Genomic DNA, 22,687 nt, shown 5'->3' on the forward strand with positions numbered 1-22,687 from the left:
GAGTATAAAAAGTACAAATAGAACTAAGGAGGACATAAAATGTCTCAAGAATTATTACAAAAAATGCGAAAAGTAAATAGACTCTTACAAAGATTTGGCTCAGACCGCGTTATCTTTTCTGATATCTGTGAAGTGATTAGTGATGTAGTGAAAGCTAATGCTATGGTAGTTAGTACAAAAAGTAAAGTATTAGGTGTAAACAGTGGCATTCCACATAATTTTGCAAATGAAGAAAATTATATTGATTACTCAGTGAATGATGAATTCTTAACTATTATGGATATTAAAGAAGGTGTTTCTTTAGAATCATTATTCCCAGCTGCTGCAAATAGTGCTAATTATACAGCTTGTATCGTTCCAATCATTGCAGCAGGTCAAAGACTTGGTACATTTGTACTTTATAAAGAAAAAAGTGAAGCTTCATTTAATACGGAAGATTTTATTTTAGCAGAGTATGGTGCAACTATTGTTGCAGTTGAAATGTTAACTTCATTAAAAGATGAAAATGATGCGGAAGAACGTAGAGTGGCTATTGTTAAATCTGCTATTGCTACTTTATCTTACTCAGAACTTGAAGCTATTTTCCATATCTTTGAAAAATTAGACGGTAGTGAAGGCCTCTTAATCGCAAGTAAAATTGCTGATAAAGTAGGTATTACTCGTTCGGTAATTGTTAATGCACTTCGTAAATTTGAAAGTGCGGGTGTTATTGAATCAAGATCTTTAGGTATGAAGGGAACATACATTAAAGTTCTTAATAGTGCTTTATTAGATGAACTTAATAAATTACGTAAATAATAAAAAAGGAGCTACTAGCTCCTTTTTTATTATTTACTAACAGATTAAACGAATTAAGATCTATGACTTTCTTTAAAAGTAGTGAAAATGGAACGAATATTTTTATTAAAATGAGTCAGTAAAATAAAACTACTGACAAATCCGATTAAAATAAAGCTCCAAGTATGATTAAAAACTATTTTTGTTCCTTGTGTATACACAGAGAAAAAAGGATAAAGTACACAGGTTAATAAAAAACTAATAATGGCTTGCAAGCATTTACTAAAGAAGTAAGGTTTTGTGGAAAAATGAGTTCCTTCTAATACATAAAGCGTCTGAAAATAGACACATAAGCCTCCAAAAGCAAGAGTAGCCGCAAGTAAAGCTAGAGCATAGGGAGACGAAATCTGACCTAAAGCATTCACGCCGTTAGAGAGTTCAAGGAAGCTGGTAAGTATAGCTTGAAGTGTTGTAGTAGAAATTTGATTAATAAGGGGTAAGTGGAATAACCATTTTAATAGAAGTGTATCGGTTATAAGATGAGCTAAAACGGAAAAGAAAATAATATACCCACCAATACAAGTCATTGTATCCATAGAGTGTGCAACAGCTTCATTGAGCAATGAAGGTAAAGTTTTACTTGAAGGAGCTATCTGCAGAGAAGTAGATCTTATTGGATACAAAGGATAAGTTGGTTTAAGTAAGAGACTTGTTATAAGAGCAGATAAAATATGAATGAGTAATAGGAAGTAGCCAAGTTTAACATTACCAAGTATAGTGGTTCCCACAGTGCCAACAATAAAAAGTGGACCACAGTTGTTGCAGAAGCAAAGGGCTTTCTCACCTTGCTGAGAGGTTAATTCACCAGACGAAACTAATTCTTTAATGATGCGTCCTCCCATAGGATAACCTGCTAATAGTCCCATGATGAAGGCAAATAAAGTACTACCTGGCAAGTTCCAAAACTTATATGTAATAAAGGTTGCACGATTACTTATGCTTTTTATACTATCCAAACCTACAAGTATGTTGATTAAAATCATAAAAGGAAGTAAGGAGGGAAGAACTTTGTTAAACCAAAGTAAAAGGCCTTGCTGAGCAGCATTGATACATAAGTTTGGAAAAGCTAATAAAATAATGACGAAACAAAATAAAATAAAAGCGGTTGTTGATTTTTTTGACATCATGACACCCCCAAGGAAAATGCTATAAGTTAGTATATGTTGAGCTTGGACAAAAAATAACAATGAATAAAGGTGCTATCATAAGATAGCACCTTTATTCATTTAAAGCATCAAAAAACCTTGAGTAAAGTCTTGATTGTACAATTTAGGTTGCTTAGTTAGATAATGATAAAGTTTTGTAGCATTCAATTCATAATCAATAAGTTGTTTACTTAAAGGATCAAGGTCCGCATAAACTCTACTAAGGTTAGTGATAATGGGACGATTTGCAGAATAATTTAAGTGTTTCAAAATGGCCGCCGACTCTTTTTTACAACCTAAAACACGAATATAAGGAATCCAAGAAATGGCCTCGAATTGTTTTAGGGCTTCATCTTGAATATCAAGGAGCAAACGTAATAGCGCACGTCTAACAGTAGCAGAGGTGTAAGTTTTAGAAGTACATGCTTTAACCAATTCTGAAAGGTATTCAAAGGAAGTATAGTTGTTTAAAAAAGTGTTAATAAGATCATTTGGAATGTCCCATAAAGAATATAAATCCTTCTTGTTGGAAAACATAAATTTGTGATGTAAGAAAGGTGTTAAGATATCCATATCGGGTTGATGATATGAAGTATTATCTAAGAGTTCATAAGTGGTAGAGGGCATGCATGCGACTAGTTCTGAAGAGTAGCCATTACTTAGGTGTGTACGGATAGCAGTAGCCGAAGCAATCTGAGGATAGAGTAAGGGGTCATGATAACCTGCTGTTAAACGTTTAATTGTAAAAGGTTGAATAGTAGTACTAAAATGCTCTATGGCTCTGATATACTCAATTCCTAATATATTGTTAGGGCTCCTAATAAGTTCTAAGAGTGAAGTGTAAATTTCTGAGTCGAGCTCTAGGGTTTTTAAATCTTCTAGTAAGGCTTGTTCTCTAGCTCTAGGAAAACTGTAGCTTTCTTTTAAATGCTTTGTTAATGATGCATTAAAAGTAGGGGAAGGTGTTTCTAAACGTTTTGCAATCAATTCTAGTAAAGTCGTATCACCACATTCGCTACCAAAAGAAAGCGTTTCAACAATACCAGTTTGATGAAATAAAGAAACAGCACCTTGAGCAAATCGTTCAGCACTAGCTGTTGCAAAGGGGACAGGAAGCTCTAAGACAAGATCAACTCCTGCTTTTAAGGCCATTTGTGTGCGTACAAACTTATCAACAATAGCAGCCTCACCTCGTTGTGTAAAGTTGCCACTCATAGCAACTACGATATAATCGCAATGTGTTTGTTTTCTAGTAGAAACAATTTGATGGAGATGACCGTTATGAAAAGGATTGTATTCAGCAATAATACCAACAATATGCATTGGAACCTCCTTGAAATATTTTTATCAATTACTGATTTTATACTAAAAATCTTAATAGATAAAGGCGAAAAAACAAATAAATTTTTATTTCACTCTTGTATACACGAGATACATTGCATATAATAGAGGTTGAGGGTAATTGAAAGTAAAAATTGAAAGGGGTTATTTAAATGTCTTTTATTGAAAATATTAAAGCAAGAGCAAAAAGCGATAAAAAAACAATCGTTCTTCCAGAAACATCTGATATAAGAACACTTAAAGCTGCACATCAAGTTTTAGCTGAAGGGATTGCAGATGTTATCTTAATTGGTGATGAAACAGCAATTACTAACAAAGCTGAAGGCTTAGATTTAACTGGTGCAACTATTATTAACCCAGAAACTTTTGAACAAATGGATGCTTATATTACAGAACTTGTAAAGCTTCGCGAGAAAAAAGGAATGACAACTGAAAAAGCAAGTCAATTACTTCATAGAGATCCATTATTCCTTGGCGTAATGATGGTAAAACAAGGAATGGCAGATGGGATGGTAGCTGGTGCGATTCATGCAACAGCAGATGTACTTAGACCATCACTTCAAATTTTAAAAACAGCGCCAGGTACAAAACTTGTTTCAGCATTTTTTGTTATGGTTGTACCAGACTGTGAATATGGTTCAAACGGTACTTTTATCTTCTCAGATGCAGGCCTTAACCAAAATCCAAGTGCAGAAGAACTTGCAGCAATTGCACAAAGCTCAGCTAAAAGTTTTGCTCAATTAGTTGGAGAAGAGCCAGTAGTAGGTATGCTCTCACATTCTACATATGGCAGTGCAAAACATGCTGACGTAGATAAAGTAGTTGAAGCAACTCGTATTGCAAAAGAAGAAGCACCACAACTTAAAGTAGATGGTGAATTACAATTAGATGCTGCTATTGTGCCATCAGTAGGTAGTGCTAAAGCGCCAAATAGTGATGTGGCAGGAAAAGCAAATGTTCTTGTATTTCCAGACCTTGATGCAGGTAACATTGGTTATAAACTTGTACAAAGACTTGCAAAAGCAGAAGCTTATGGCCCAATTACACAAGGCATTGCTAAACCAGTTAATGACTTGTCAAGAGGTTGTAGTGCAGAAGATATTGTGGGTGTTGTTGCTATTACAGCTGTACAAGCCCAAGGTAACTAAAAGACAATTAATATAACTTAAGGAGTGTAAAAAATGAACGTATTAGTAGTAAACTGTGGAAGTTCTTCATTAAAGTATCAATTATTAAACATGGAAAATGAATCTGTTATTGCAAAAGGAATTTGTGAAAGAATTGGAATCGATGGTTCTTTTATCAAACATACAACTGAAGGTCAAGACTCAGTAAAAGTAATGGTAGATTTTCCAAACCATAAAGTGGCTTTAGCAAAAATGCTTTCTATGCTTACAGAAGGTGAAACAGCTTGTGTTAAACCAGAAGAAATTTCAGCAGTAGGTCACCGTGTTGTTCATGGTGGAGAGAAATTCAATCAATCTGTAGTGATTACAGATGAAGTAGAAAAAGCAATTGAAGAATGTAGCGCACTTGCTCCACTTCACAATCCAGCTAACTTACTTGGTATTGACGCATGTCGTGAATTAATGCCAAACGTGCCTATGGTAGCAGTATTTGATACAGCTTTCCATCAAACAATGGATAAAGCAACTTATATGTATGCTATTCCACAAGAATACTATGAAAAATACGGTATTCGTAAGTATGGTTTCCACGGTACATCTCATAAATATGTATCACAAAAAGCAGCTGAAATGTTAGGAAAACCACTTGAAGAAACAAAAATAATTGTTTGTCACTTAGGAAATGGTGCAAGTGTTTGTGCTGTGGATGGTGGTAAATCAGTTGAAACTTCAATGGGATTCACACCACTTGCTGGACTTGTAATGGGAACACGTTCAGGTGATATCGACCCAGCTATTGTTACTTTCTTAATGGAAAAAGAAGGTCTATCAGCTAAAGAAATGGATAACATTTTAAATAAAAAATCTGGTGTAGATGCTTTATCTGGTTTATCAAGTGACTTCCGTGAAATTGAAGATGGTGTTGTTGCAGGCGATCCAGCTTGTAGATTTACAATGGATGCATATCAACATCGCGTAGTATCCTATATTGGAGCTTATGCAGCACTTATGAATGGTGTAGATGCGATTTGTTTTGCAGGTGGCCTTGGTGAAAATAATGCTATTATGCGTGAAGAAATCGCTAATATGTTAACATGGTTAGGCGTAGACCTTGATGTTGAGAAAAACAAATGCCGTGGTGTGGAAAGAGACCTAACAAAAGAAACATCAAAAGTAAAAATGCTTTTAATTCCTACAAATGAAGAACTTATGATTGCTAGAGACACTGTAACATTAGTTGCAAAATAAGTCATTGACAAATATAAGTCAAGTAGGTATAATTACAGAAGTGTTACTTAATGGAGTGAAAAAATGAAGATTAATATCCATGAACTTAATAAAAAGTCCGAAGTAACTTTCAAAGGTGAACAGCGTGTATCCTTAAAAGGAATCAATCCTGTACATGATGTACTTGATTGTATGGCTTTTGTAGAAGGTGTTGCTACTAAGTCGGGTAACCGTTATTTAGTAAAAGGACATGTTACTACAACAGTCTTACTTTTATGCGATCGTTGCTTGGAAGAGTATAAACATGCCTTACAAGCAGACTTATATAAGGAATATTCATCTGAAGAGTTTTTGGATGATGAAGATGAGGATATCGTTCAAGTAACTGGATCTGAAATTGACTTAGAAGATGCTATAACCGAAGCAATTTATCTGAACGTACCAATGAAAGGTTTACATGATGACAATTGCAAAGGTATTTGCAAAACTTGTGGTCAGAATTTGAATAAGCAATCTTGTAATTGTGAAAAGAATGATATTGATCCTAGACTTGAAAGTTTAAAAAATATTTTTCACCCTCAAAGTGAAGAGTAGTAACAAGAGGAGGTGTAGAAATGGCAGTACCAAAAAGAAAAACTTCTAAAGCCAGAAGAAACCAAAGACAAGCAAATTGGAAACTTTCTCCACTTAACTTAGTAAAATGTCCAAAATGTGGTGAATTAATGATGCCACATAGAGTATGTAAAGCTTGCGGTTCTTATGCAAACCGTGTTGTAGTAAAAGTAGACTAATGCTTTAAAAAAGACAGCTTTTAGCTGTCTTTTTGTATATTTGATTTAAATTGTGAGAAAGATAAGGGTGATGCATATGTCAAGAATAGCTATAGATGTCATGGGTGGCGATCATGCACCTGATGAGATTGTTAAGGGATGCGTGTTAGCGGCAGAAAAGTTAGAATCTACCCTCGTTTTAGTAGGTAAGGAAGATGTCATTAAGGAAAAACTAGCTGCCTATACATATGACGCATCTAAGATAGAAATTGTACATGCAGATGAAGTCATTGAGATGGGGGATAGTCCTGTTGCAGCTATTAGACAAAAAAAGAACTCCTCTATGGTCGTAGGACTTAAATTAGTCAAAGAAAAGCAAGTGGATGGCTTTGTGAGTGCAGGTAGTACCGGTGCTCTTTTGACAGGTGCAACACTTATTGTAGGACGTATTAAAGGAGTGGAAAGACCAGCTATGGCTCCTTTTATCCCAACTGAAACGGGCTGTGCTTTATTGATTGATTGTGGTGCTAATGTAGATGCAAAGCCAACTTATCTTAATCAGTTTGCGCGTATGGGAACTGTTTACATGGAGCAATGTATGCAAATTAAATCACCTAAAGTAGGGCTTGTTAACATTGGGACAGAAGAAGAAAAAGGCAATCAGTTAACGAAAGAAGCATATAAGCTTTTAGATGCTGATGCCTCAATTAATTTCTGTGGTAATGTAGAAGCACGTGATATTCCTTTAGGAAAAGTAGATATTCTTGTATGTGATGGGTTTACGGGAAATATTATTCTTAAATTTATGGAAGGCTTTGGAAAGTGGATTTTAGGTATGCTTAAAGTTCAATTTTTAAAAAGTTTAAAAACTAAACTTGCAGCTGTACTTATGAAAAAAGGTATAGGAGAAATTAAAGAGAAATTCAACTATGCTACTAAAGGTGGGGCGCCTTTCTTAGGTGTTAATGGACTAATTGTTAAAACACATGGAAGTTCCAAGTCTCAAGAAATTTTAAGCACCTTAATACAGACGGAAGGTTTCATAAAAGATGGGCTTGTAGATAAAATAAAGGATAAATTTGAGGAAAATGTAAATTAATATTGACTATAAAAGTTGTATATACTATCATCAAAATATAAATGTTTATAAGAGGTGTTGAACAATGGTATTCGATAAAGTAAAACAGATAATTAGTGAACAGTTTAATATTTCGGAGGACGAAATTACTTTATTAACATCTTTCACTGATGATTTAAATGCAGATTCATTAGATGTATTTCAAGTGATTATGGCAATTGAAGAAGAGTTTGAAATGGAAATTTCTAATGAAGAAGCTGAGAAAGTATCTACTGTCGGTGATGTAGTAGAATACATTAAAGATCAAAAAGGATTAGACTAACAAAAAAGCCTCGCTTAGCGAGGCTTTTCGTATATTAAAGGAGAATTGTCAAAATGAGTAAAAAGGTACAAAAAGCTAACAAGAGTATAGTACTAGATGAAATGCAAAGAAAGTTAAGCTATACCTTTACCAATAGCAATCTTTTAGAAGAGGCTTTAACCCATAGTTCTTATGCAAATGAGCATAGAAATGAAAGGGTAAAAGACAACGAACGTTTGGAATTTTTAGGGGATGCTATTTTGGACTTGATTATTAGTGAATATTTATTTAAAAAGCATCCTGAAATGCCAGAGGGTGATTTATCTAAAATACGAGCTAGCATTGTATGTGAAGCTTCTTTAGCTAAAATGGCAAGATTTATTGGATTGGGCGAGTATATTCTGTTAGGAAAAGGAGAAGAAATGACAGGTGGAAGAGAACGTGCTTCTATTTTGGCAGACGGATTTGAAGCATTAACTGGAGCTCTTTTCTTAGATGGTGGATTTAATGAGGCTAAGTGTTTTTTGACAGATACGTTGATTGCACAAGTAGAACAAGTTGCTTCTCTAGAGGATCTGTATACTGACTACAAAACACTCCTCCAGGAATGTATTCAAAAGGTCAGCAATGCTCCTATTCATTATGAAGTAGTTGGAGAAGAAGGCCCAGATCATGATAAATATTTTTATGTGGAAGTTTATCATGATACAATAAGTTTAGGGCGTGGTATTGGTAAAAGTAAAAAGGAAGCAGAACAAGATGCTGCTAAAAAAGCATTGAATAATTATAAAAATTGAGGTGAAATATGTATCTAGATAAGATAGAGATACATGGCTTTAAGTCTTTTGGTGATGCTGTCAAGCTAAATATTCCAAAGGGAATTACCGGTGTAATAGGTCCAAATGGAAGTGGTAAAAGCAATGTGGCAGATGCTATCAGATGGGTGCTAGGTGAACAAAGTGCAAAGAGTCTTAGGGGTAGTAAAATGGAAGATATTATTTTTGCAGGAACAGAGAAAAGAAAATCTCTGGGCTATGCAGAAGTAGCTTTGACTATTAAAAACCCAGATGAAACTGTTCGTATTGCTTATACGGAGATTGTAATCAAAAGAAGAGTGTATCGTTCTGGAGAAAGTGAGTATTTTATCAATGGGAGTTCTTGTCGATTAAAAGATGTCCAAGAATTGTTTATGGACACAGGAATAGGAAAAGATGGTTATTCTATTATCGGACAAGGTCAAATTGATAGAGTGCTTAGTTCCAAGCCAGAAGAGAGAAGAACGCTTTTTGAAGAAGCTGCTGGCATTTATAAATACAAGGTAAGGCGTCAAGAAGCAGAAAGAAAATTAGAAAAACAAAGAGAAAATCTGACTAGACTACAAGATATTATTGGTGAGATTGAAAATAGATTATCACCTTTAGAAAGAGAAGCTGGGAAAACAACTCAGTTTTTAAGGTTAAAAGATGAATTAAAGGGAATAGACATCAATATATTTATCTATGAGATTGAGCGCTTAGAAAAAGAAATTCAGGAGCTATCTTGTAAAATGATAGCAACTGATGAAGAGCTAAAAGATAAAAATACTCAGTATCTGTCTAAGTGTGAATTAAATGATTCCTATAAAAAGCAAAGAGATGAGTTATATCATCAAACAGAGAATTTGATTGAAGCTATTTCAGAAAAAGAAAAAGACCAGGAGCGTAAACAAAGCCAATTGACAATCAATGCTGAAAAAAAGGTTAACATTGAGAGGTTACTAGAGCAGGTTTATGAAGATCAAAAGAATCAAACTAATGCGCATGAATCTAAGATAGAAAAACGGTCTTTTTTAGAAACAAAGCGTACAGCTTTGGAATTAGAAAAAGCCTCTAAGATGGCTATTATTGAGCAAGAAGAAGAGAAAATTAATCTTCTTATGGAGGAGCTTAGTCATTTAGAAGGAAGTATTAGTGAATCAAAGCAAGAGCTTTTTAATAAGATGAGAGAAATTGATGTTTTCGAAGCTGAAGTTAAAAAAAATGACGGTGTTGAAGCACAATTAGACTATCGTAAAGAACAAATTTTAGAACAAATAGCTATACTCAATAGCGAGATTCAACATCAAGAAGTTAGTTGCAAGGTACTTGAGAAGAATCAAGCAGAGGCAACTGTGCAACAAGCCAGTTTAAAATCTTCCTTAGAGGCGATGGAAAAAGATAAAGGACAGTTAATGTCTCAGAAGATACAATGTGAAAATGAGCTCAATACGGTTAAACAAAATAAGATGCAAGCTGAAAGGCAATATAAGTGGTTTGAACATCTTAAGGAAGAACATGAGGGTTATTTTAGTAGTGTTAAGCAAGTCTTAAATGTTGTGAAAGGTGACCCTAATAAATGGCAAGGGATAGTTGGTGTAGTAGGTGAGTTAATGGAAGTGCCAAAAGACTACGAGATTGCTATAGTGACAGCGCTAGGCGGTTCTATTCAAAATCTAGTAGCAGATAAAGAAGATGATGCCAAAAATATGATTCAAGTTATGAAGCAAAGAGGTATTTCTCGTGTGACTTTCTTACCATTAGATACGATTAAGCCGGCTTTTCCTATGCAAGAAAAAGGTTTATCTGAAGAAGTAGGGTTCCTAGGTTTAGGAAGTGAACTTATTTCTTATGATAAAAAATATGAAAATGTTATTTCATCTTTATTAGGACGTATTTTAATTGTTAATGATATGAAGAATGCTTCACGTATTGCAAAGAAGTACCACTATAAATACAAAATTGTCACTTTAGAAGGTGAGGTGTTTAATAGTGGTGGTTCTTTGAGTGGTGGAAGTATGAAAAATCAAAGTAACAACTTATTTTCTCGTGCTAGAGAGATGAAAGAATTAGAGCAGAAACTGAAGCACTTAGCAAAAGAAGAAGAAGAGAAAGAAAAAGTCTTAGTCATGCTTACAAAAGAGTTAGAAGAAAAACTGACTCAGTATGAAAGCACAGAAGTAAGATATATACAAATAAGTGATGCCATTAAAAATTATGGGCTAGAATGGGAGAAAAATGCTCATGCATTAAAACTCACTAAAAATAATCAGCTTCAACTTATAACAGAGCGAAATAATATTGATGAATCTATTGAAGTGATTAAACAAGGAAAAGAGCAGGCGGAAGAAAAATTACGGGATTTGAAAGCAACGATTAATGATGATGAATTACAAATTGCTGATTTAGAGAAGCAATTAGCGGATTCAAAAGGTAGACGAGAGGTCTTAGAAAAGGCATTGACTGATAAAAAAATAAGCCTTTCAAATACAGAACAAAATATTAATTATATGATAGATCAGATGAATGAATTAGAAGCTGATATTAATGGTCAAGACGAAAAAAATGCTCATTTAAGTGAAACGATTGAACGCTATCAAATGGAAATACAACAATTAATTAATGAAAATGAAAAAGTCAAAGAAGTGATTAAACTACTTAATGAAGAAGTTGTTATTAAGCAAAAAGAAAGAAAACAATTAGATGAACAAAAAGTATTATTAGAACAAAAACAAGTTCAACTATCAGATGAAATCACTACAATGTCAGAACAAATGAATTTATTGAAAGAGGAAAAATATCGTCTTGAAAATAAAAAGCAAAATAGTGAACTTCAAAAGCAGAATTGGGGGAATAGTATGTGGGAACAATATGAACTTACGTTCACACATGCATTACCATACCGCTTAGAAAATATATCTATTACTGATCTTAAAAAGCAATCAGTAGATGTAAGAGGTCAGATTAAACAAATAGGAAATGTTAATGTTAATGCAGTAGAAGAGTTTAGAGAAACTAAAGAACGCTATGAGTTTTTAACAAAGCAAAAGGAAGATATAGAAAAAGCTGAACAATCACTCATTGAATTGATTAATGAATTAATGGAGCAGATGAAAGATATTTTCATCACCCAATTTGCTATCATTGCCGAGAATTTCACTCATGTTTTCAAAGAATTATTTGGAGGTGGTGAAGCATATTTGAAGTTACTTGATGAAGAAAATATTTTAGAGTCAGGAATTGAAATCATTGCCAAACCACCAGGAAAGAAGCTTCAGAACATGACTTTACTTTCAGGTGGTGAAAGAACTTTAACAGCGATTTCACTTATTTTTGGTATTTTAAAATTAAAACCATCACCTTTCTGTGTACTAGATGAAATTGAAGCGGCTCTAGATGATGCCAATGTTTTACGCTTTGCTAATTATTTAGAGAGTTTATCGAGAGAAACACAATTCATTGTTATTACACATAGAAAAGGTACAATGGAAAGAGCACATACTTTATATGGCGTGACCATGCAAGAAAGAGGGGTTTCAACAATTCTTTCTATTCAGTTAGAGGATGTTAGTCAATATATTGATCAAAAGAAGACGAGTTAGGAGGTTAAACAGTGAGTTTTTTAAAAAAGTTTTTTGGTAAAAATAAAGAAGAGCAAATCAATGCGTCTAGTGTTCAAGAAGAGAAATTAGAGCAAGAATTATTAGTCGAGGATGAAGTTCTAGAAGAAAAAGAGAAAGCAGAAGAAGTACAAGAGGAAATATTAAAAGAAACAACTGAAAAATTAACGATGGGCTCAGCCGATGTGTTAGTAAATGACGAGGTAAGTGTCGATAAAATAGAAGTTTTAGAGGAAATATTAGAAGCTGATTTGGAAACAAATGATGAAGCGCTAGCTAAAACGGATGAAGAAGAGGTTGAGAATGCAACCAAGTTAAGTGAAGAAAAACAAGCTCAAAGTGAAGAAACAGAAAAGAAGGGGTTTATTAAACGTCTTTTTAGCGGACTTACTAAAACACGTGATAGTATTTTAAAAGGTGTAGATGATGTATTAAGTAATTTTAGACATATCGACGAAGACCTTTATGAAGAATTAGAAGAAGCATTAATAATGGCAGACTTTGGTGTTGAAACGACACTTCATATTATGGAGAGTCTTAAAGAAAAAGTAAAACAAGAAAAAATAACAGAACCTAGTGCCTTAAAAGTAGCATTACAAGAAATTATTACAAAGTTACTTACAGATCAGCCTAGAGAAGAGATATTAAATCCTAATGGACCTACAGTTATTTTGGTTATTGGTGTAAATGGTGTAGGAAAAACAACTTCGATTGGAAAAATGTCACATCTATTTAAGAGCCAACATAAAAAAGTACTCGTTGCAGCAGCAGATACTTTTAGAGCAGCAGCTATAGAACAGCTTCAAGTATGGGTAAATCGTGCAGGCGTGGACCTCATTAAGCATGAAGAAGGTACAGATGCGGCAGCCGTTGTATTTGATGCTATTGCAGCAGCTAAATCACGTAAAAGTGATGTGCTTATTTGCGATACAGCAGGTAGATTACAAAATAAAACAAATTTAATGAAGGAACTAGAAAAAATTTCACGTATTATAGCGAGAGAATATCCTGAAGCTAAAAAAGAGATTTTGATTGTTTTAGATGCAACAACAGGTCAAAATGCTATTCAGCAGGTAAAGTTATTTAAAGAAGTGGCAGATATTAATGGTATTATTCTGACCAAATTAGATGGTACAGCTAAAGGTGGAGCTATTGTAGGTATTTATGAATCGCTAAAAGTACCTGTTAAGTATATTGGCGTAGGAGAGCAAATAAATGATCTTCAACCATTTGATGCAGAAACTTTTGCTACAGCCTTGTTTAAAGAATCATAAACTAAAAGAAGGATTTAATAAAAAGGTTGACAAGTAACAAGGTTTTTACTATACTAACTAGTGTAAAGTAAAAGTGACTGACAGTGTTTGGGAGTAAATCATGGAAAAATTTGTGGTGATTACCTATTTGTTCGATTTTTATCAGGAACTACTTACTGATAAGCAAAGGGATTTATTAAAAGAATATTATTTTGAAGATCTTTCTTTAGGAGAATTAGCTGAGCAGCATGATATTAGCAGGCAAAGTGCTTTTGATACTATTAAAAAAGCAGAGCAGAAATTACTAGATTATGAAAACAAGCTAGCTTTATTTGCAAAATATCAAGCAGAGCAAAAAGTATTGAGTGATATAAAAGCTTTATGCCAGACGTTAGCTAGTGACTTAAAGGATGAAAAAGCGAATAGTGTAAACAAGGTCATTACGCTAGTAGATAAATTAATCAATAAGATTTAGGAGGACGGATATGGCCTTTGATCAATTATCAACCAAACTACAAGATGTCTTCAAACAGCTAAAAGGTAAAGGAAAGCTTTCAGATAAAGATGTAAAGTTAGCGCTTAGAGAAGTAAAACTAGCTTTATTGGAAGCGGATGTTAACTTTAAAGTGGTGAAACAGTTTATTAAAACCATTGAAGAGCGAGCTGTTGGACATGAAGTCATGGAGAGCTTGACTCCAGGTCAACAAGTAATTAAGATTGTTAATGAAGAGTTAATTAACTTAATGGGTTCGACCCAAAGTAAAATAAATTTTGCTCCAAGAGGTATTACTGTTATTATGATGGTAGGTCTTCAAGGTGCAGGTAAGACGACTACTAGTGCCAAATTAAGTAGTCATATCAAGTCACAAGGTAAAAGGCCACTCTTAGTAGCCTGTGATGTTTATAGACCAGCAGCTATTGATCAATTAACAAAAGTGGGTAAGCAGGTCAATGTTCCTGTTTTTTCAATGGGAAGTGATAAGAATCCAGTTGATATTGCACAAGCTGGTGTGAACTATGCTAAAGAAAATAACTTAGATGTTGTTATTATCGATACAGCAGGTCGTTTGCATATAGATGAAGTATTAATGGACGAGCTAAAGAATATCAAAGCATTAGTGAAACCGCAAGAAATCCTACTTGTAGTAGATGCAATGACAGGTCAAGATGCAGTAAATGTTGCTGAATCTTTTGATCAGACTTTAGGCCTTGATGGTGTTGTTATGACCAAGTTAGATGGTGATAGCCGAGGTGGTGCTGCTTTATCTGTTAAGGCAGTCACTAATAAACCTATTAAGTTCGTGGGAATGGGAGAAAAGTTAAATGACTTAGAACCTTTCCATCCGGAACGTATTGCTTCTCGTATATTAGGTATGGGAGATGTACTAACACTTATCGAAAAGGCACAACAAAATATTGATGAGAAAAAAGCAAAAGAGCTTGAAGCGAAGTTTAGAAAAGCAGAGTTTAACTTTGAAGATTTTCTTGAACAAATGCAGCAAATTAAGAATATGGGGCCTATTAGTCAACTCTTGGGTATGATTCCTGGAATGAATGCTGCAAAGCTAAATGAAATCCAAGGTCAAGTGGATGAAAAGCAAATGGCGCACATTGAAGCAATTATTTTATCAATGACAAAAGCAGAAAGACTAAATCCTAGCCTTCTAAATATGAGTCGTAAAAAACGTATTGCACAAGGTTCAGGACGTGACTTACAAGAGGTCAACAGACTGATTAAACAGTTTGAACAGATGCAAGGTATGATGAAGCAATTCTCAGGTGCTATGAAAGGCAAAAAAGGTAAATTTAAATTTCCTTTTATGTAAATAAATTTTAAAATAATTTAAGAGGTGAAAATATTATGGCAGTAAAAATTCGTTTAAAAAGAATGGGACAAAAGAAAGCTCCTTTCTACAGAATCGTTGTAGCTGATTCTCGTTCTCCAAGAGATGGTAGATTTATCGAAGAGATTGGATACTTCAATCCATGTCAAGAACCAAATGAGTTAAGCATTAATAAAGAAGCAGCTGAAAAGTGGCTTTCAACTGGTGCTCAACCAACAGATACAGTAAAAGATTTACTTAAAAAAGCTGGTATTCAATAATACTTTTCTAAGGGGGCAAGTCTTATGGAAGATTTATTACGTATGATTGCTACAGAATTAGTAGACAATAAAGAGCAAGTTTCTGTGTCTCAAGTAGAGGAAGAGGACAAAATTATCTTACAACTAAAGGTGGCCCCTGAGGACATGGGAAAAGTAATTGGTAAACAAGGAAGAATTGCTAAGTCAATTCGAACAATAATTAAAGCAACTACAGCTCAATCATCTAAAAAAGTTGTAGTGGATATTTTAGAATAGGTTAGGGTATATCCCTAGCCTATTTATCTATCCAAAAGTTGAAAAATAAATTTGTTTAATAATGATGTCATATAGGATAAATAATTTATGGCTATACTAGGAATAAGACGTTTGTGAGTTTTCATAAGTTATTGATTAACCTATCATTTATGAAAATTTATAAATGATGAAAGTAGAGGATGAATAAAATGAATGAAATGTTTATTGTAGGAAAAATAGTAAATACACATGGGGTTAAGGGTGAGTTAAAAGTAATGCCTAGTACTGATGATCCTACTCGTTTTGAACAATTAAAAGAGATTTATGTAGAAAGAAAAAAACTTGAATCATATGAAATTCAAAGTGTACGTTATCATAAAGGAATGGTTCTTCTTAAATTAAAAGGTATAGATGATATGACAACAGCGGAACTCTTTAAGGGCGCTTTATTAAAAATAGATCGTAAGGATAGTTTACCTCTGGAAGAAGATGAATATTACATCGCAGATTTATATGGTATGCAAGTGTATACTTATGATGAAGAACGCTATTTAGGAGAAATTGTAGATGTGATTTACACAGGAAGTAATGATGTTTATGCTGTTAGAAAAGAAGATAGAGCCAAGGATTTATTGCTTCCAGCAATCAAACAAGTAATCAAATCTGTTGATGTTAAACAAAATAAAATGCATGTGACACTTTTAGAAGGACTTGAAGAATTATGCGAATAACAGTTATGACCCTGTTTAAAGAAACCATTAATACCTTGTTTGATTATAGTATTATGGGCAGAGCAAGAAAAAGTGGATTAGTTGAACTAGAAGCAGTAGATATAAGAGATTTTGCTAATAACAAACATCATCAAGTAGATGACTATCCTTATGGTGGTGGTGCGGGTATGCTTATGATGGCTCAACCAGTGTATGATTGTTATGAACATATTCGTAGTAAAGCAGAAGGGGAGTCAATGCGCATTCTTTATATGACACCACATGGAAAAGTATGGAATCAGCAACTGGCCGAAGAATTTTCAAAAGAAGAAAATATTGTTATTTTATGTGGACATTATGAAGGAATAGATCAACGTGTTATTGATGAAATTGTTACAGATGAAATCTCTATTGGTGACTTTGTTTTAACTGGAGGAGAGTTGCCTGCTGTTATGATAGCAGATAGCATCATAAGATTATTACCTGGTGTTTTAGGTAAACAAGAATCTTTTGAGGAAGAGTCTTTTAGTGATGGACTTTTAGAATATTATCATTATACACGTCCTGCTGTTTTTAGAGGAAAAGAAGTACCACCTGTATTATTGTCAGGAAATCACCAAAAGATTGCAGAGCATCGTAGACAAGAGTCTCTTATTAATACTTATAAAAAACGTCCTGAATTACTAGAAACAGCTAAATTAACCCCTAAGGAACGAGCTTTTATTGAAGCTTATGCAAAAAAGGTTTGCAATGAAAATCAAGACATGTTATAATATGTAGTGTTATTACGGATGGTCCGCTGTCAAAGATCTTGTTAAGAACATCTGAGAAAAAAGGAGAATTAAATATGAACCCAATTATTAGAGAAATTGAAAACGCTCAACTTAAAGCAGAAGTACCTTCATTTAACGTAGGTGACACAATTCGTGTATATGCTAAAATCAAAGAAGGTCAAAGAGAACGTATCCAAATGTTCGAAGGTATCGTATTAAAAAGACAAAATGGTGGTGTTCGTGAAACATTCACAGTTAGAAGAATGTCTTACGGTGTAGGAGTTGAAAAAACTTGGGCACTTCATTCACCAAACATTGAAAAAATTGAAGTTGTTCGTTTAGGTAAAGTTAGAAGAGCTAAACTTAACTACTTACGTGAACGTGTTGGTAAAAACGCTAAAGTTAAAGAATTAATCAAATAATAAAAAAAGGACTTTTATAGTCCTTTTTTTATTATTTATAAGTCTAAAAATATATTTATTGTAAAAATATATTGAGAAGCAAGATTAACATCTCTATAATAAAACTAGTAAAGATAAAATAGATTTCATAAAGGTGATAGACAGAATGAATATACAGTGGTATCCAGGTCATATGACCAAAACAAAAAGATTAATAGAAGAAAATATTAAGCTTGTTGATATTGTTATTGAACTTTTAGATGCAAGAGCACCTTATAGTACAAAAAATCCAGATATTGATAAGCTTGCACAAAATAAAATGCGTATTATTATTTTAAACAAAGCAGATTTAGCAGATGAATCAATTACAAAAGAATGGATCAAATGGTATAGTGCACATAATGTGAAAGTGGTACCTATTATTGCGACTACGGGAAAAGGTATTAAGGAAGTAACTAAAATTGCAGAAGATTTATTAAAGGAAAAAATAGAGCGTGATCGTGCGAGAGGAAGGATTTATCGTCCTATACGTGCCATGATTGTAGGAATTCCTAATGTTGGTAAATCTACATTTATTAACTCTTTAGTTGGCAAAGGGACAGCTAAGACAGGTGATAAGCCAGGAGTTACACGTGGTAAACAATGGGTTAAAATTAAGAAAGGCTTTGAACTTTTAGATATGCCAGGTATTTTGTGGCCTAAGTTTGAAGATCAAATGGTGGCACGTCATTTAGCGTATATTGGTTCTATCAATGATAATATTTTAGATAATAGACAGTTAGCTATTCATTTACTTGAAGAAGGAAGTACATTGTTTAAAGCACAGATTGAACAGCGCTATAAAATGAATTTACCAGTAGAGGCTTATGAAGCTTTTAAGGCTATTGGCTTAAAAAGAGGTTTGATAATAGCGGGTGGGGAGTTAGATGAATTGCGTACAGCTCAAACCATTATTGATGAATTTCGTAGTGGTAAATGGGGACGTGTAACAGTAGAAGTGCCTAGGAAAGATAAAGAGTAGAAAAGAAGTGATAAGATGCATGATGGGGGATTTAGATTAAAGACAATTATAGAAATGATAAAAGAAATAGCTATTGTAGTTTTAATTTGCTTATTGTTCTTTAGCTTTATATTGAGTCAAAATAAGATTCCATCTGGTTCTATGATTAGCACATTGAATATTAATGATCGCATATTAGTTTCACCTATCCCATTTTATTATAGAAATCCTAATAGAGGTGAAATTGTAGTTTTTCATCAAGAAGATAAAATGTGGGTGAAACGTGTGGTAGGTATGCCAGGAGATATAATTGATATACGTGAAGGTGATGTTTACATTAATGATGTATTCTATGATGAACAGACTTATTTAAAAAATACAGGAATTTCTACACCTAATTCGCCATGGGATGAACCTGTAGAGTTTCCATATAAGGTTCCAGAGGATCATTATTTTTTAATGGGTGATAATAGGATGGATAGTAAAGATTCTAGATATATAGGTGCTGTTTCAAGAGATGAAATAGTGGGAACACCTATTTTTCGTATTTATCCATTTAATCAGATAGGACCTATGAAATAAATCTTAAAAGAATACATAGCGAAAAGGATGTGAAAAGATGAGTAAAGTATTATATAGCATCAAAGGATGTGTAGAGTTTATAAAAGAGTTAGTTTTAGTTGTATTAGTTGCTTTATTGTTTACATCATTTATTGTAAGCCATAATAAGATTCCAACTCCTTCTATGGTTAGTACCATTAATGAGCAAGATCATATTCTAACTACCATGGTACCCTATTATTATCGTAATCCTGAGGTGGGAGAAATCGTTGTATTTAAACAAGGGGAAGAAAGTTGGGTAAAGCGTGTCATAGGTTTACCAGGGGATATAATTGATATTAGAGAAGGACAGGTTTATGTCAATGATGAAGCAATAGATGAATCTGCCTATTTAGCAGCAGGAATGAGTTCGGAACCTTATCCTGGATCTGACCATGTAACATTTCCTTATACTGTACCAGAAGATCATTATTTCTTAATGGGAGATAACCGGGCGCAGAGTCAAGATTGCCGTTATTTAGGAGCAATTGCTAGAGATAAAATATATGGTAAGGCATGGATAAAAATATATCCATTTAATCAAATAGGTTTACTTAAATAGAGAGTAGAAGAAAGAGATGTGCAGAGGATGAACAGGTATTACACTAAAGTAAGAAAAATAATAGAAATGATAAAAGAGCCTATGCTTGCTGTATTAACTGCACTATTAATTTCAAGTTTTATTATAAGTCATACAAGAATTCCTACAGAATCTATGAAGCATACCATTTATCCTGGAGATCATCTTATTGTTAATCGTATTCCTTATTATTATAGAAATCCTGAAAGAGGAGAGATTGCTGTATTTACGTACGAAGAAGATCATTTGATTAAGCGTGTTATAGGCTTGCCAGGAGATATCATAGATATTATTAATAATGAGGTTCATGTTAATGGAAAGGCTATAGATGAATCTAGATATTTAGATGAAACAACAAAAACATATCTTTATTCAGGTTCAGTCATAGACTTTCCTTATAAAGTACCCTCAGGCTATTATTTTATGATGGGAGATAACCGAATTAATAGTAAAGATAGTAGAGTATTTGGTCCTATTCCAAGGACTGCAATTATTGCAAAAGCTGGGTTTAGAATTTTTCCTTTACAACGCATAGGAGTAGTAGAATAGGTGGGGTGAATTTGAATATAAAAGAATTAGATCAATTGTTAAATAACTTAAGTATAGAGTCGCTAAAAGAAGAATTAAAAGCATATGAAATAGATACACGTAGTGGCGTTATTAAGTTAATTGATAAATATAAAAGAAAAATACAGACTTATGAAAATGAACTAGCTTTATGGCAACTTAAGTGCGAATTTGATAGCATATTTCATGATAATCAGTATATCCTTGTAGGAATAGATGAAGTTGGCAGAGGACCTTTAGCAGGACCAGTAGTGGCAGCTGCTGTTATTTTGCCTTATGATACAAATCTTGTAGGATTAAAGGATTCAAAAAAATTAACAGAACCCAAAAGAGAGAAGCTCTATGATCAAATTCAGTCCAATGCTTTAGGGATTGGTATAGGAATCGTAGATGCTGATCGCATTGATGAGATTAACATCTTACAAGCTACTTTTGAAGCAATGAGACATGCCTTAAGTGAGCTTAAGATGGACTATGATAGGGTATTAGTAGATGGTGATAAAGTGATTCCAAAGATTCAAATAAGACAAGAAGCTATTATAGGTGGTGATGACAAAAGTGCTAGTATAGCAGCTGCTAGTGTGATTGCAAAGGTGACAAGAGATCGAATGATGAAAGCTTATGCCAACACCTATGACAAGTATGACTGGGAAAATAATAAAGGTTATGGTAGTCAAAAACATTATGAAGCAATACGAAATTATGGTATTACGCCATTGCATCGTAAATCATTTTTAAAGAATGAGGGGATATTTTGATTAATGAAACTTTAAGGTTTAATCCGTTAACAGAAGCGACGCCAGCTGGTTATGAAGCCTCTTCAACTAGTAGGGATATAAGTCATTTACTAGCAAAGTTACAACCAGGAGATTATATTGAGGGGACATTAATAGAAGCCGAGAATGGTACTGTATTAAAATTAGGGAATGGTATAAGCGTGCCTGTTAATCTATTAGATGCTGTGGATATAGGCAAATTACTTTCTTTTGTGGTAGTGGGTAAAGAAAATCAAAAGCTTATATTACAACCTAAAATACCTGAAACTTTATCAAATGGTCAACTTATTGATAAAATTATGAGTGAGTTGAAATTACCTAATCAAATAGAAATGAAAAATATTATCGGACAGTTTATAGAGAAGCAATTACCTTTGAATAAAGAAAGCCTTTTATCCATTTTTCAAGGACATAAAACTTATGATTTACCAACAGAAATGCTTGTCAATTTAAAATCAAGTGAAGTGCCATTAGTATTAAAAGATATAGAGCAGCTTTCATATTTAAAATCGGAGGGAATAAAGGGAATAACTGAAGCCTTTAAAGGTATACTAGAGGGCATGAAAAACATGAACCAACTCGAGAATGTAGTACATGATTTTGGTCATGCATTGTCGCTAGAACAATTAGAAAAAGCAATAAAAGCAAGTTTGATTGATGAACAGACAGGAAAGTATGAGGAAAGTAAGTCCTTAAAAGAAAATAGATTAGTTGATGGTTCACCTGCACAGTCCCGCTCGGCTGAAGTGATTTTAAAAGATTGGGTTTCATCAATTTCTATGGAAGAGTTTCGATTGGAGCAGAAAGTAAATGACTATTTTAGGGGACAGCCGGAAATTTTTTATGAAAAAGTACTAAAAACACTTGCAGAGGCCATTTTTAAAAGTTACCTTGAAGTTGATATCAAACAAATAAATAACCATATAAAAGAAAGTGAAAAAATTACAGGGACAAGTGAACGTGTAGAAGCAATTCTAGAGCATTTAGGGAAATTAGATCTTTCTGAAGAAGGAAAAGAAAAGTTGCAGCAAGTACATCAGATGTTTCAAGTTGTTCAAAAGTATAATATAGAAGCGCAGTACTTTTGTTTTCCTATGGTTTTTAATAATCAAGAAAACACGGGTGAACTTTATTTTTTTAAACCAAAGAAAAAGCAAGGCAATAGCGATGAACGGATGTATATTGTAATGGCACTCAATATGCCCTTTTTGCGTAAAGTAGAAGTACATATAGAGCAAATAAAAGATGCTGTTAATATGACACTTAAAGTTGAAACTCAAACAATGAAAGAGCAAATAGAGTCTTCATTAGAACAATTATCTGAAGAATTAGGTAGTTCAGGATATCATTTAAATCAATTACAAGTTAAATTATTGAAGGATAATAGACTTAAGGAAGAAATATATACAGGACTTTATCATATGGACCTTAAAGCATAAGGAGGGCGTA

At 33.5% G+C, this 22,687-nt stretch carries 25 protein-coding genes; 23 read left to right on the plus strand and 2 right to left on the minus strand.

The window, feature by feature from the left end; all coding sequences use genetic code 11:
* Positions 1 to 39 precede the first annotated feature (39 nt).
* Positions 40 to 798 carry a GTP-sensing pleiotropic transcriptional regulator CodY gene (codY, locus tag QTL86_RS05680; protein WP_013657321.1) on the plus strand — a complete coding sequence of 253 codons (759 nt, stop codon included), beginning with the start codon at positions 40 to 42 and terminating at the stop codon, positions 796 to 798.
* A 53-nt stretch (positions 799 to 851) separates the two neighbouring features.
* Here the strand turns inward: codY and QTL86_RS05685 are convergent, their stop codons facing one another.
* Positions 852 to 1,961, minus strand: a complete 1,110-nt coding sequence (locus QTL86_RS05685; RefSeq protein ID WP_127066818.1) for a hypothetical protein — start codon at positions 1,959 to 1,961, stop codon at positions 852 to 854.
* A gap of 102 nt (positions 1,962 to 2,063) precedes the next feature.
* The gene (locus tag QTL86_RS05690; protein ID WP_410496738.1) at positions 2,064 to 3,305 is read right to left on the minus strand and encodes a nucleotidyltransferase; all 1,242 of its coding nucleotides are present in this window, start codon (positions 3,303 to 3,305) and stop codon (positions 2,064 to 2,066) included.
* A 170-nt stretch (positions 3,306 to 3,475) separates the two neighbouring features.
* Between QTL86_RS05690 and pta the strand changes: the two genes are divergently transcribed.
* From pta to QTL86_RS05800, 22 genes are all read left to right on the plus strand, one after another.
* Positions 3,476 to 4,471 carry a phosphate acetyltransferase gene (gene pta / locus QTL86_RS05695; RefSeq protein WP_127066816.1) on the plus strand — a complete coding sequence of 332 codons (996 nt, stop codon included), beginning with the start codon at positions 3,476 to 3,478 and terminating at the stop codon, positions 4,469 to 4,471.
* Between the two features lie 33 nt (positions 4,472 to 4,504).
* Complete coding sequence (locus QTL86_RS05700) at positions 4,505 to 5,698, plus strand: acetate/propionate family kinase (RefSeq protein WP_013657317.1); 1,194 nt, start codon at positions 4,505 to 4,507, stop codon at positions 5,696 to 5,698.
* A 63-nt stretch (positions 5,699 to 5,761) separates the two neighbouring features.
* Positions 5,762 to 6,271, plus strand: coding sequence for a YceD family protein (locus tag QTL86_RS05705; RefSeq protein ID WP_127066815.1), 510 nt, complete (start codon positions 5,762 to 5,764; stop codon positions 6,269 to 6,271).
* Between the two features lie 20 nt (positions 6,272 to 6,291).
* Positions 6,292 to 6,468: a 50S ribosomal protein L32 gene (rpmF, locus tag QTL86_RS05710; protein ID WP_013657315.1), complete on the plus strand. Its 177-nt coding sequence runs from the start codon at positions 6,292 to 6,294 to the stop codon at positions 6,466 to 6,468.
* A 76-nt stretch (positions 6,469 to 6,544) separates the two neighbouring features.
* Positions 6,545 to 7,546: a phosphate acyltransferase PlsX gene (gene plsX, locus QTL86_RS05715; RefSeq protein ID WP_013657314.1), complete on the plus strand. Its 1,002-nt coding sequence runs from the start codon at positions 6,545 to 6,547 to the stop codon at positions 7,544 to 7,546.
* Between the two features lie 64 nt (positions 7,547 to 7,610).
* Positions 7,611 to 7,847, plus strand: a complete 237-nt coding sequence (acpP, locus tag QTL86_RS05720) for an acyl carrier protein (RefSeq protein ID WP_013657313.1) — start codon at positions 7,611 to 7,613, stop codon at positions 7,845 to 7,847.
* Between the two features lie 53 nt (positions 7,848 to 7,900).
* Entirely contained in the window at positions 7,901 to 8,623 is a 723-nt protein-coding gene (rnc, locus tag QTL86_RS05725) for a ribonuclease III (protein ID WP_013657312.1), read from the plus strand.
* An 8-nt stretch (positions 8,624 to 8,631) separates the two neighbouring features.
* Positions 8,632 to 12,222, plus strand: a complete 3,591-nt coding sequence (gene smc, locus QTL86_RS05730) for a chromosome segregation protein SMC (RefSeq protein ID WP_127066814.1) — start codon at positions 8,632 to 8,634, stop codon at positions 12,220 to 12,222.
* Positions 12,223 to 12,605: 383 nt separating this feature from the next.
* Positions 12,606 to 13,514 (plus strand): signal recognition particle-docking protein FtsY, encoded by a 909-nt coding sequence (gene ftsY, locus QTL86_RS05735; protein WP_410497294.1) that lies wholly within the window; start codon positions 12,606 to 12,608, stop codon positions 13,512 to 13,514.
* Between the two features lie 100 nt (positions 13,515 to 13,614).
* Positions 13,615 to 13,968 carry a YlxM family DNA-binding protein gene (ylxM, locus tag QTL86_RS05740; protein WP_207669741.1) on the plus strand — a complete coding sequence of 118 codons (354 nt, stop codon included), beginning with the start codon at positions 13,615 to 13,617 and terminating at the stop codon, positions 13,966 to 13,968.
* Between the two features lie 10 nt (positions 13,969 to 13,978).
* Entirely contained in the window at positions 13,979 to 15,319 is a 1,341-nt protein-coding gene (ffh, locus tag QTL86_RS05745; protein WP_013657308.1) for a signal recognition particle protein, read from the plus strand.
* 35 nt (positions 15,320 to 15,354) lie between these two features.
* On the plus strand, positions 15,355 to 15,597 hold the full coding sequence (gene rpsP, locus QTL86_RS05750) for a 30S ribosomal protein S16 (RefSeq protein WP_127066811.1): 243 nt from the start codon (positions 15,355 to 15,357) through the stop codon (positions 15,595 to 15,597).
* Between the two features lie 24 nt (positions 15,598 to 15,621).
* On the plus strand, positions 15,622 to 15,852 hold the full coding sequence (locus QTL86_RS05755; RefSeq protein WP_013657306.1) for a KH domain-containing protein: 231 nt from the start codon (positions 15,622 to 15,624) through the stop codon (positions 15,850 to 15,852).
* A gap of 188 nt (positions 15,853 to 16,040) precedes the next feature.
* Positions 16,041 to 16,562 carry a ribosome maturation factor RimM gene (gene rimM, locus QTL86_RS05760; RefSeq protein ID WP_013657305.1) on the plus strand — a complete coding sequence of 174 codons (522 nt, stop codon included), beginning with the start codon at positions 16,041 to 16,043 and terminating at the stop codon, positions 16,560 to 16,562.
* Positions 16,553 to 17,314, plus strand: a complete 762-nt coding sequence (gene trmD, locus QTL86_RS05765; RefSeq protein WP_127066810.1) for a tRNA (guanosine(37)-N1)-methyltransferase TrmD — start codon at positions 16,553 to 16,555, stop codon at positions 17,312 to 17,314. The genes rimM and trmD overlap by 10 nt, the downstream gene beginning before the upstream one ends.
* Positions 17,315 to 17,388: 74 nt before the next feature.
* Complete coding sequence (gene rplS, locus QTL86_RS05770) at positions 17,389 to 17,736, plus strand: 50S ribosomal protein L19 (protein ID WP_041712978.1); 348 nt, start codon at positions 17,389 to 17,391, stop codon at positions 17,734 to 17,736.
* A gap of 145 nt (positions 17,737 to 17,881) precedes the next feature.
* Entirely contained in the window at positions 17,882 to 18,736 is an 855-nt protein-coding gene (gene ylqF / locus QTL86_RS05775) for a ribosome biogenesis GTPase YlqF (protein WP_013657302.1), read from the plus strand.
* A gap of 15 nt (positions 18,737 to 18,751) precedes the next feature.
* Entirely contained in the window at positions 18,752 to 19,297 is a 546-nt protein-coding gene (gene lepB / locus QTL86_RS05780; RefSeq protein ID WP_127066808.1) for a signal peptidase I, read from the plus strand.
* A 37-nt stretch (positions 19,298 to 19,334) separates the two neighbouring features.
* Positions 19,335 to 19,877, plus strand: coding sequence for a signal peptidase I (lepB, locus tag QTL86_RS05785; RefSeq protein WP_127066807.1), 543 nt, complete (start codon positions 19,335 to 19,337; stop codon positions 19,875 to 19,877).
* Positions 19,878 to 19,904: 27 nt separating this feature from the next.
* Entirely contained in the window at positions 19,905 to 20,444 is a 540-nt protein-coding gene (gene lepB, locus QTL86_RS05790) for a signal peptidase I (RefSeq protein ID WP_127066806.1), read from the plus strand.
* Positions 20,445 to 20,449: 5 nt separating this feature from the next.
* On the plus strand, positions 20,450 to 21,220 hold the full coding sequence (locus tag QTL86_RS05795; protein ID WP_410496739.1) for a ribonuclease HII: 771 nt from the start codon (positions 20,450 to 20,452) through the stop codon (positions 21,218 to 21,220).
* On the plus strand, positions 21,217 to 22,677 hold the full coding sequence (locus QTL86_RS05800) for a flagellar hook-length control protein FliK (protein WP_127066804.1): 1,461 nt from the start codon (positions 21,217 to 21,219) through the stop codon (positions 22,675 to 22,677). Before QTL86_RS05795 ends, QTL86_RS05800 begins: the two co-directional genes overlap by 4 nt.
* Positions 22,678 to 22,687 lie beyond the last annotated feature (10 nt).

Source organism: Cellulosilyticum sp. ST5 (assembly GCF_046529625.1).
Taxonomy (GTDB): domain Bacteria; phylum Bacillota; class Clostridia; order Lachnospirales; family Cellulosilyticaceae; genus Cellulosilyticum; species Cellulosilyticum lentocellum.

Coding starts and splice junctions, on each gene's coding strand:
- QTL86_RS05690 (WP_410496738.1), bottom strand. CDS start 3,305: ATGCATATTGTTGGTATTATTGCTGAATACAATCCTTTTCATAACGGT.
- QTL86_RS05700 (WP_013657317.1), top strand. CDS start 4,505: ATGAACGTATTAGTAGTAAACTGTGGAAGTTCTTCATTAAAGTATCAA.
- acpP (WP_013657313.1), top strand. CDS start 7,611: ATGGTATTCGATAAAGTAAAACAGATAATTAGTGAACAGTTTAATATT.
- rnc (WP_013657312.1), top strand. CDS start 7,901: ATGAGTAAAAAGGTACAAAAAGCTAACAAGAGTATAGTACTAGATGAA.
- QTL86_RS05755 (WP_013657306.1), top strand. CDS start 15,622: ATGGAAGATTTATTACGTATGATTGCTACAGAATTAGTAGACAATAAA.
- lepB (WP_127066807.1), top strand. CDS start 19,335: ATGAGTAAAGTATTATATAGCATCAAAGGATGTGTAGAGTTTATAAAA.
- QTL86_RS05685 (WP_127066818.1), bottom strand. CDS start 1,961: ATGTCAAAAAAATCAACAACCGCTTTTATTTTATTTTGTTTCGTCATT.
- trmD (WP_127066810.1), top strand. CDS start 16,553: ATGCGAATAACAGTTATGACCCTGTTTAAAGAAACCATTAATACCTTG.
- rplS (WP_041712978.1), top strand. CDS start 17,389: ATGAACCCAATTATTAGAGAAATTGAAAACGCTCAACTTAAAGCAGAA.
- rpmF (WP_013657315.1), top strand. CDS start 6,292: ATGGCAGTACCAAAAAGAAAAACTTCTAAAGCCAGAAGAAACCAAAGA.
- lepB (WP_127066808.1), top strand. CDS start 18,752: ATGCATGATGGGGGATTTAGATTAAAGACAATTATAGAAATGATAAAA.
- rimM (WP_013657305.1), top strand. CDS start 16,041: ATGAATGAAATGTTTATTGTAGGAAAAATAGTAAATACACATGGGGTT.
- smc (WP_127066814.1), top strand. CDS start 8,632: ATGTATCTAGATAAGATAGAGATACATGGCTTTAAGTCTTTTGGTGAT.
- codY (WP_013657321.1), top strand. CDS start 40: ATGTCTCAAGAATTATTACAAAAAATGCGAAAAGTAAATAGACTCTTA.
- pta (WP_127066816.1), top strand. CDS start 3,476: ATGTCTTTTATTGAAAATATTAAAGCAAGAGCAAAAAGCGATAAAAAA.
- plsX (WP_013657314.1), top strand. CDS start 6,545: ATGTCAAGAATAGCTATAGATGTCATGGGTGGCGATCATGCACCTGAT.
- QTL86_RS05705 (WP_127066815.1), top strand. CDS start 5,762: ATGAAGATTAATATCCATGAACTTAATAAAAAGTCCGAAGTAACTTTC.
- lepB (WP_127066806.1), top strand. CDS start 19,905: ATGAACAGGTATTACACTAAAGTAAGAAAAATAATAGAAATGATAAAA.
- ffh (WP_013657308.1), top strand. CDS start 13,979: ATGGCCTTTGATCAATTATCAACCAAACTACAAGATGTCTTCAAACAG.
- ylxM (WP_207669741.1), top strand. CDS start 13,615: ATGGAAAAATTTGTGGTGATTACCTATTTGTTCGATTTTTATCAGGAA.
- rpsP (WP_127066811.1), top strand. CDS start 15,355: ATGGCAGTAAAAATTCGTTTAAAAAGAATGGGACAAAAGAAAGCTCCT.
- ylqF (WP_013657302.1), top strand. CDS start 17,882: ATGAATATACAGTGGTATCCAGGTCATATGACCAAAACAAAAAGATTA.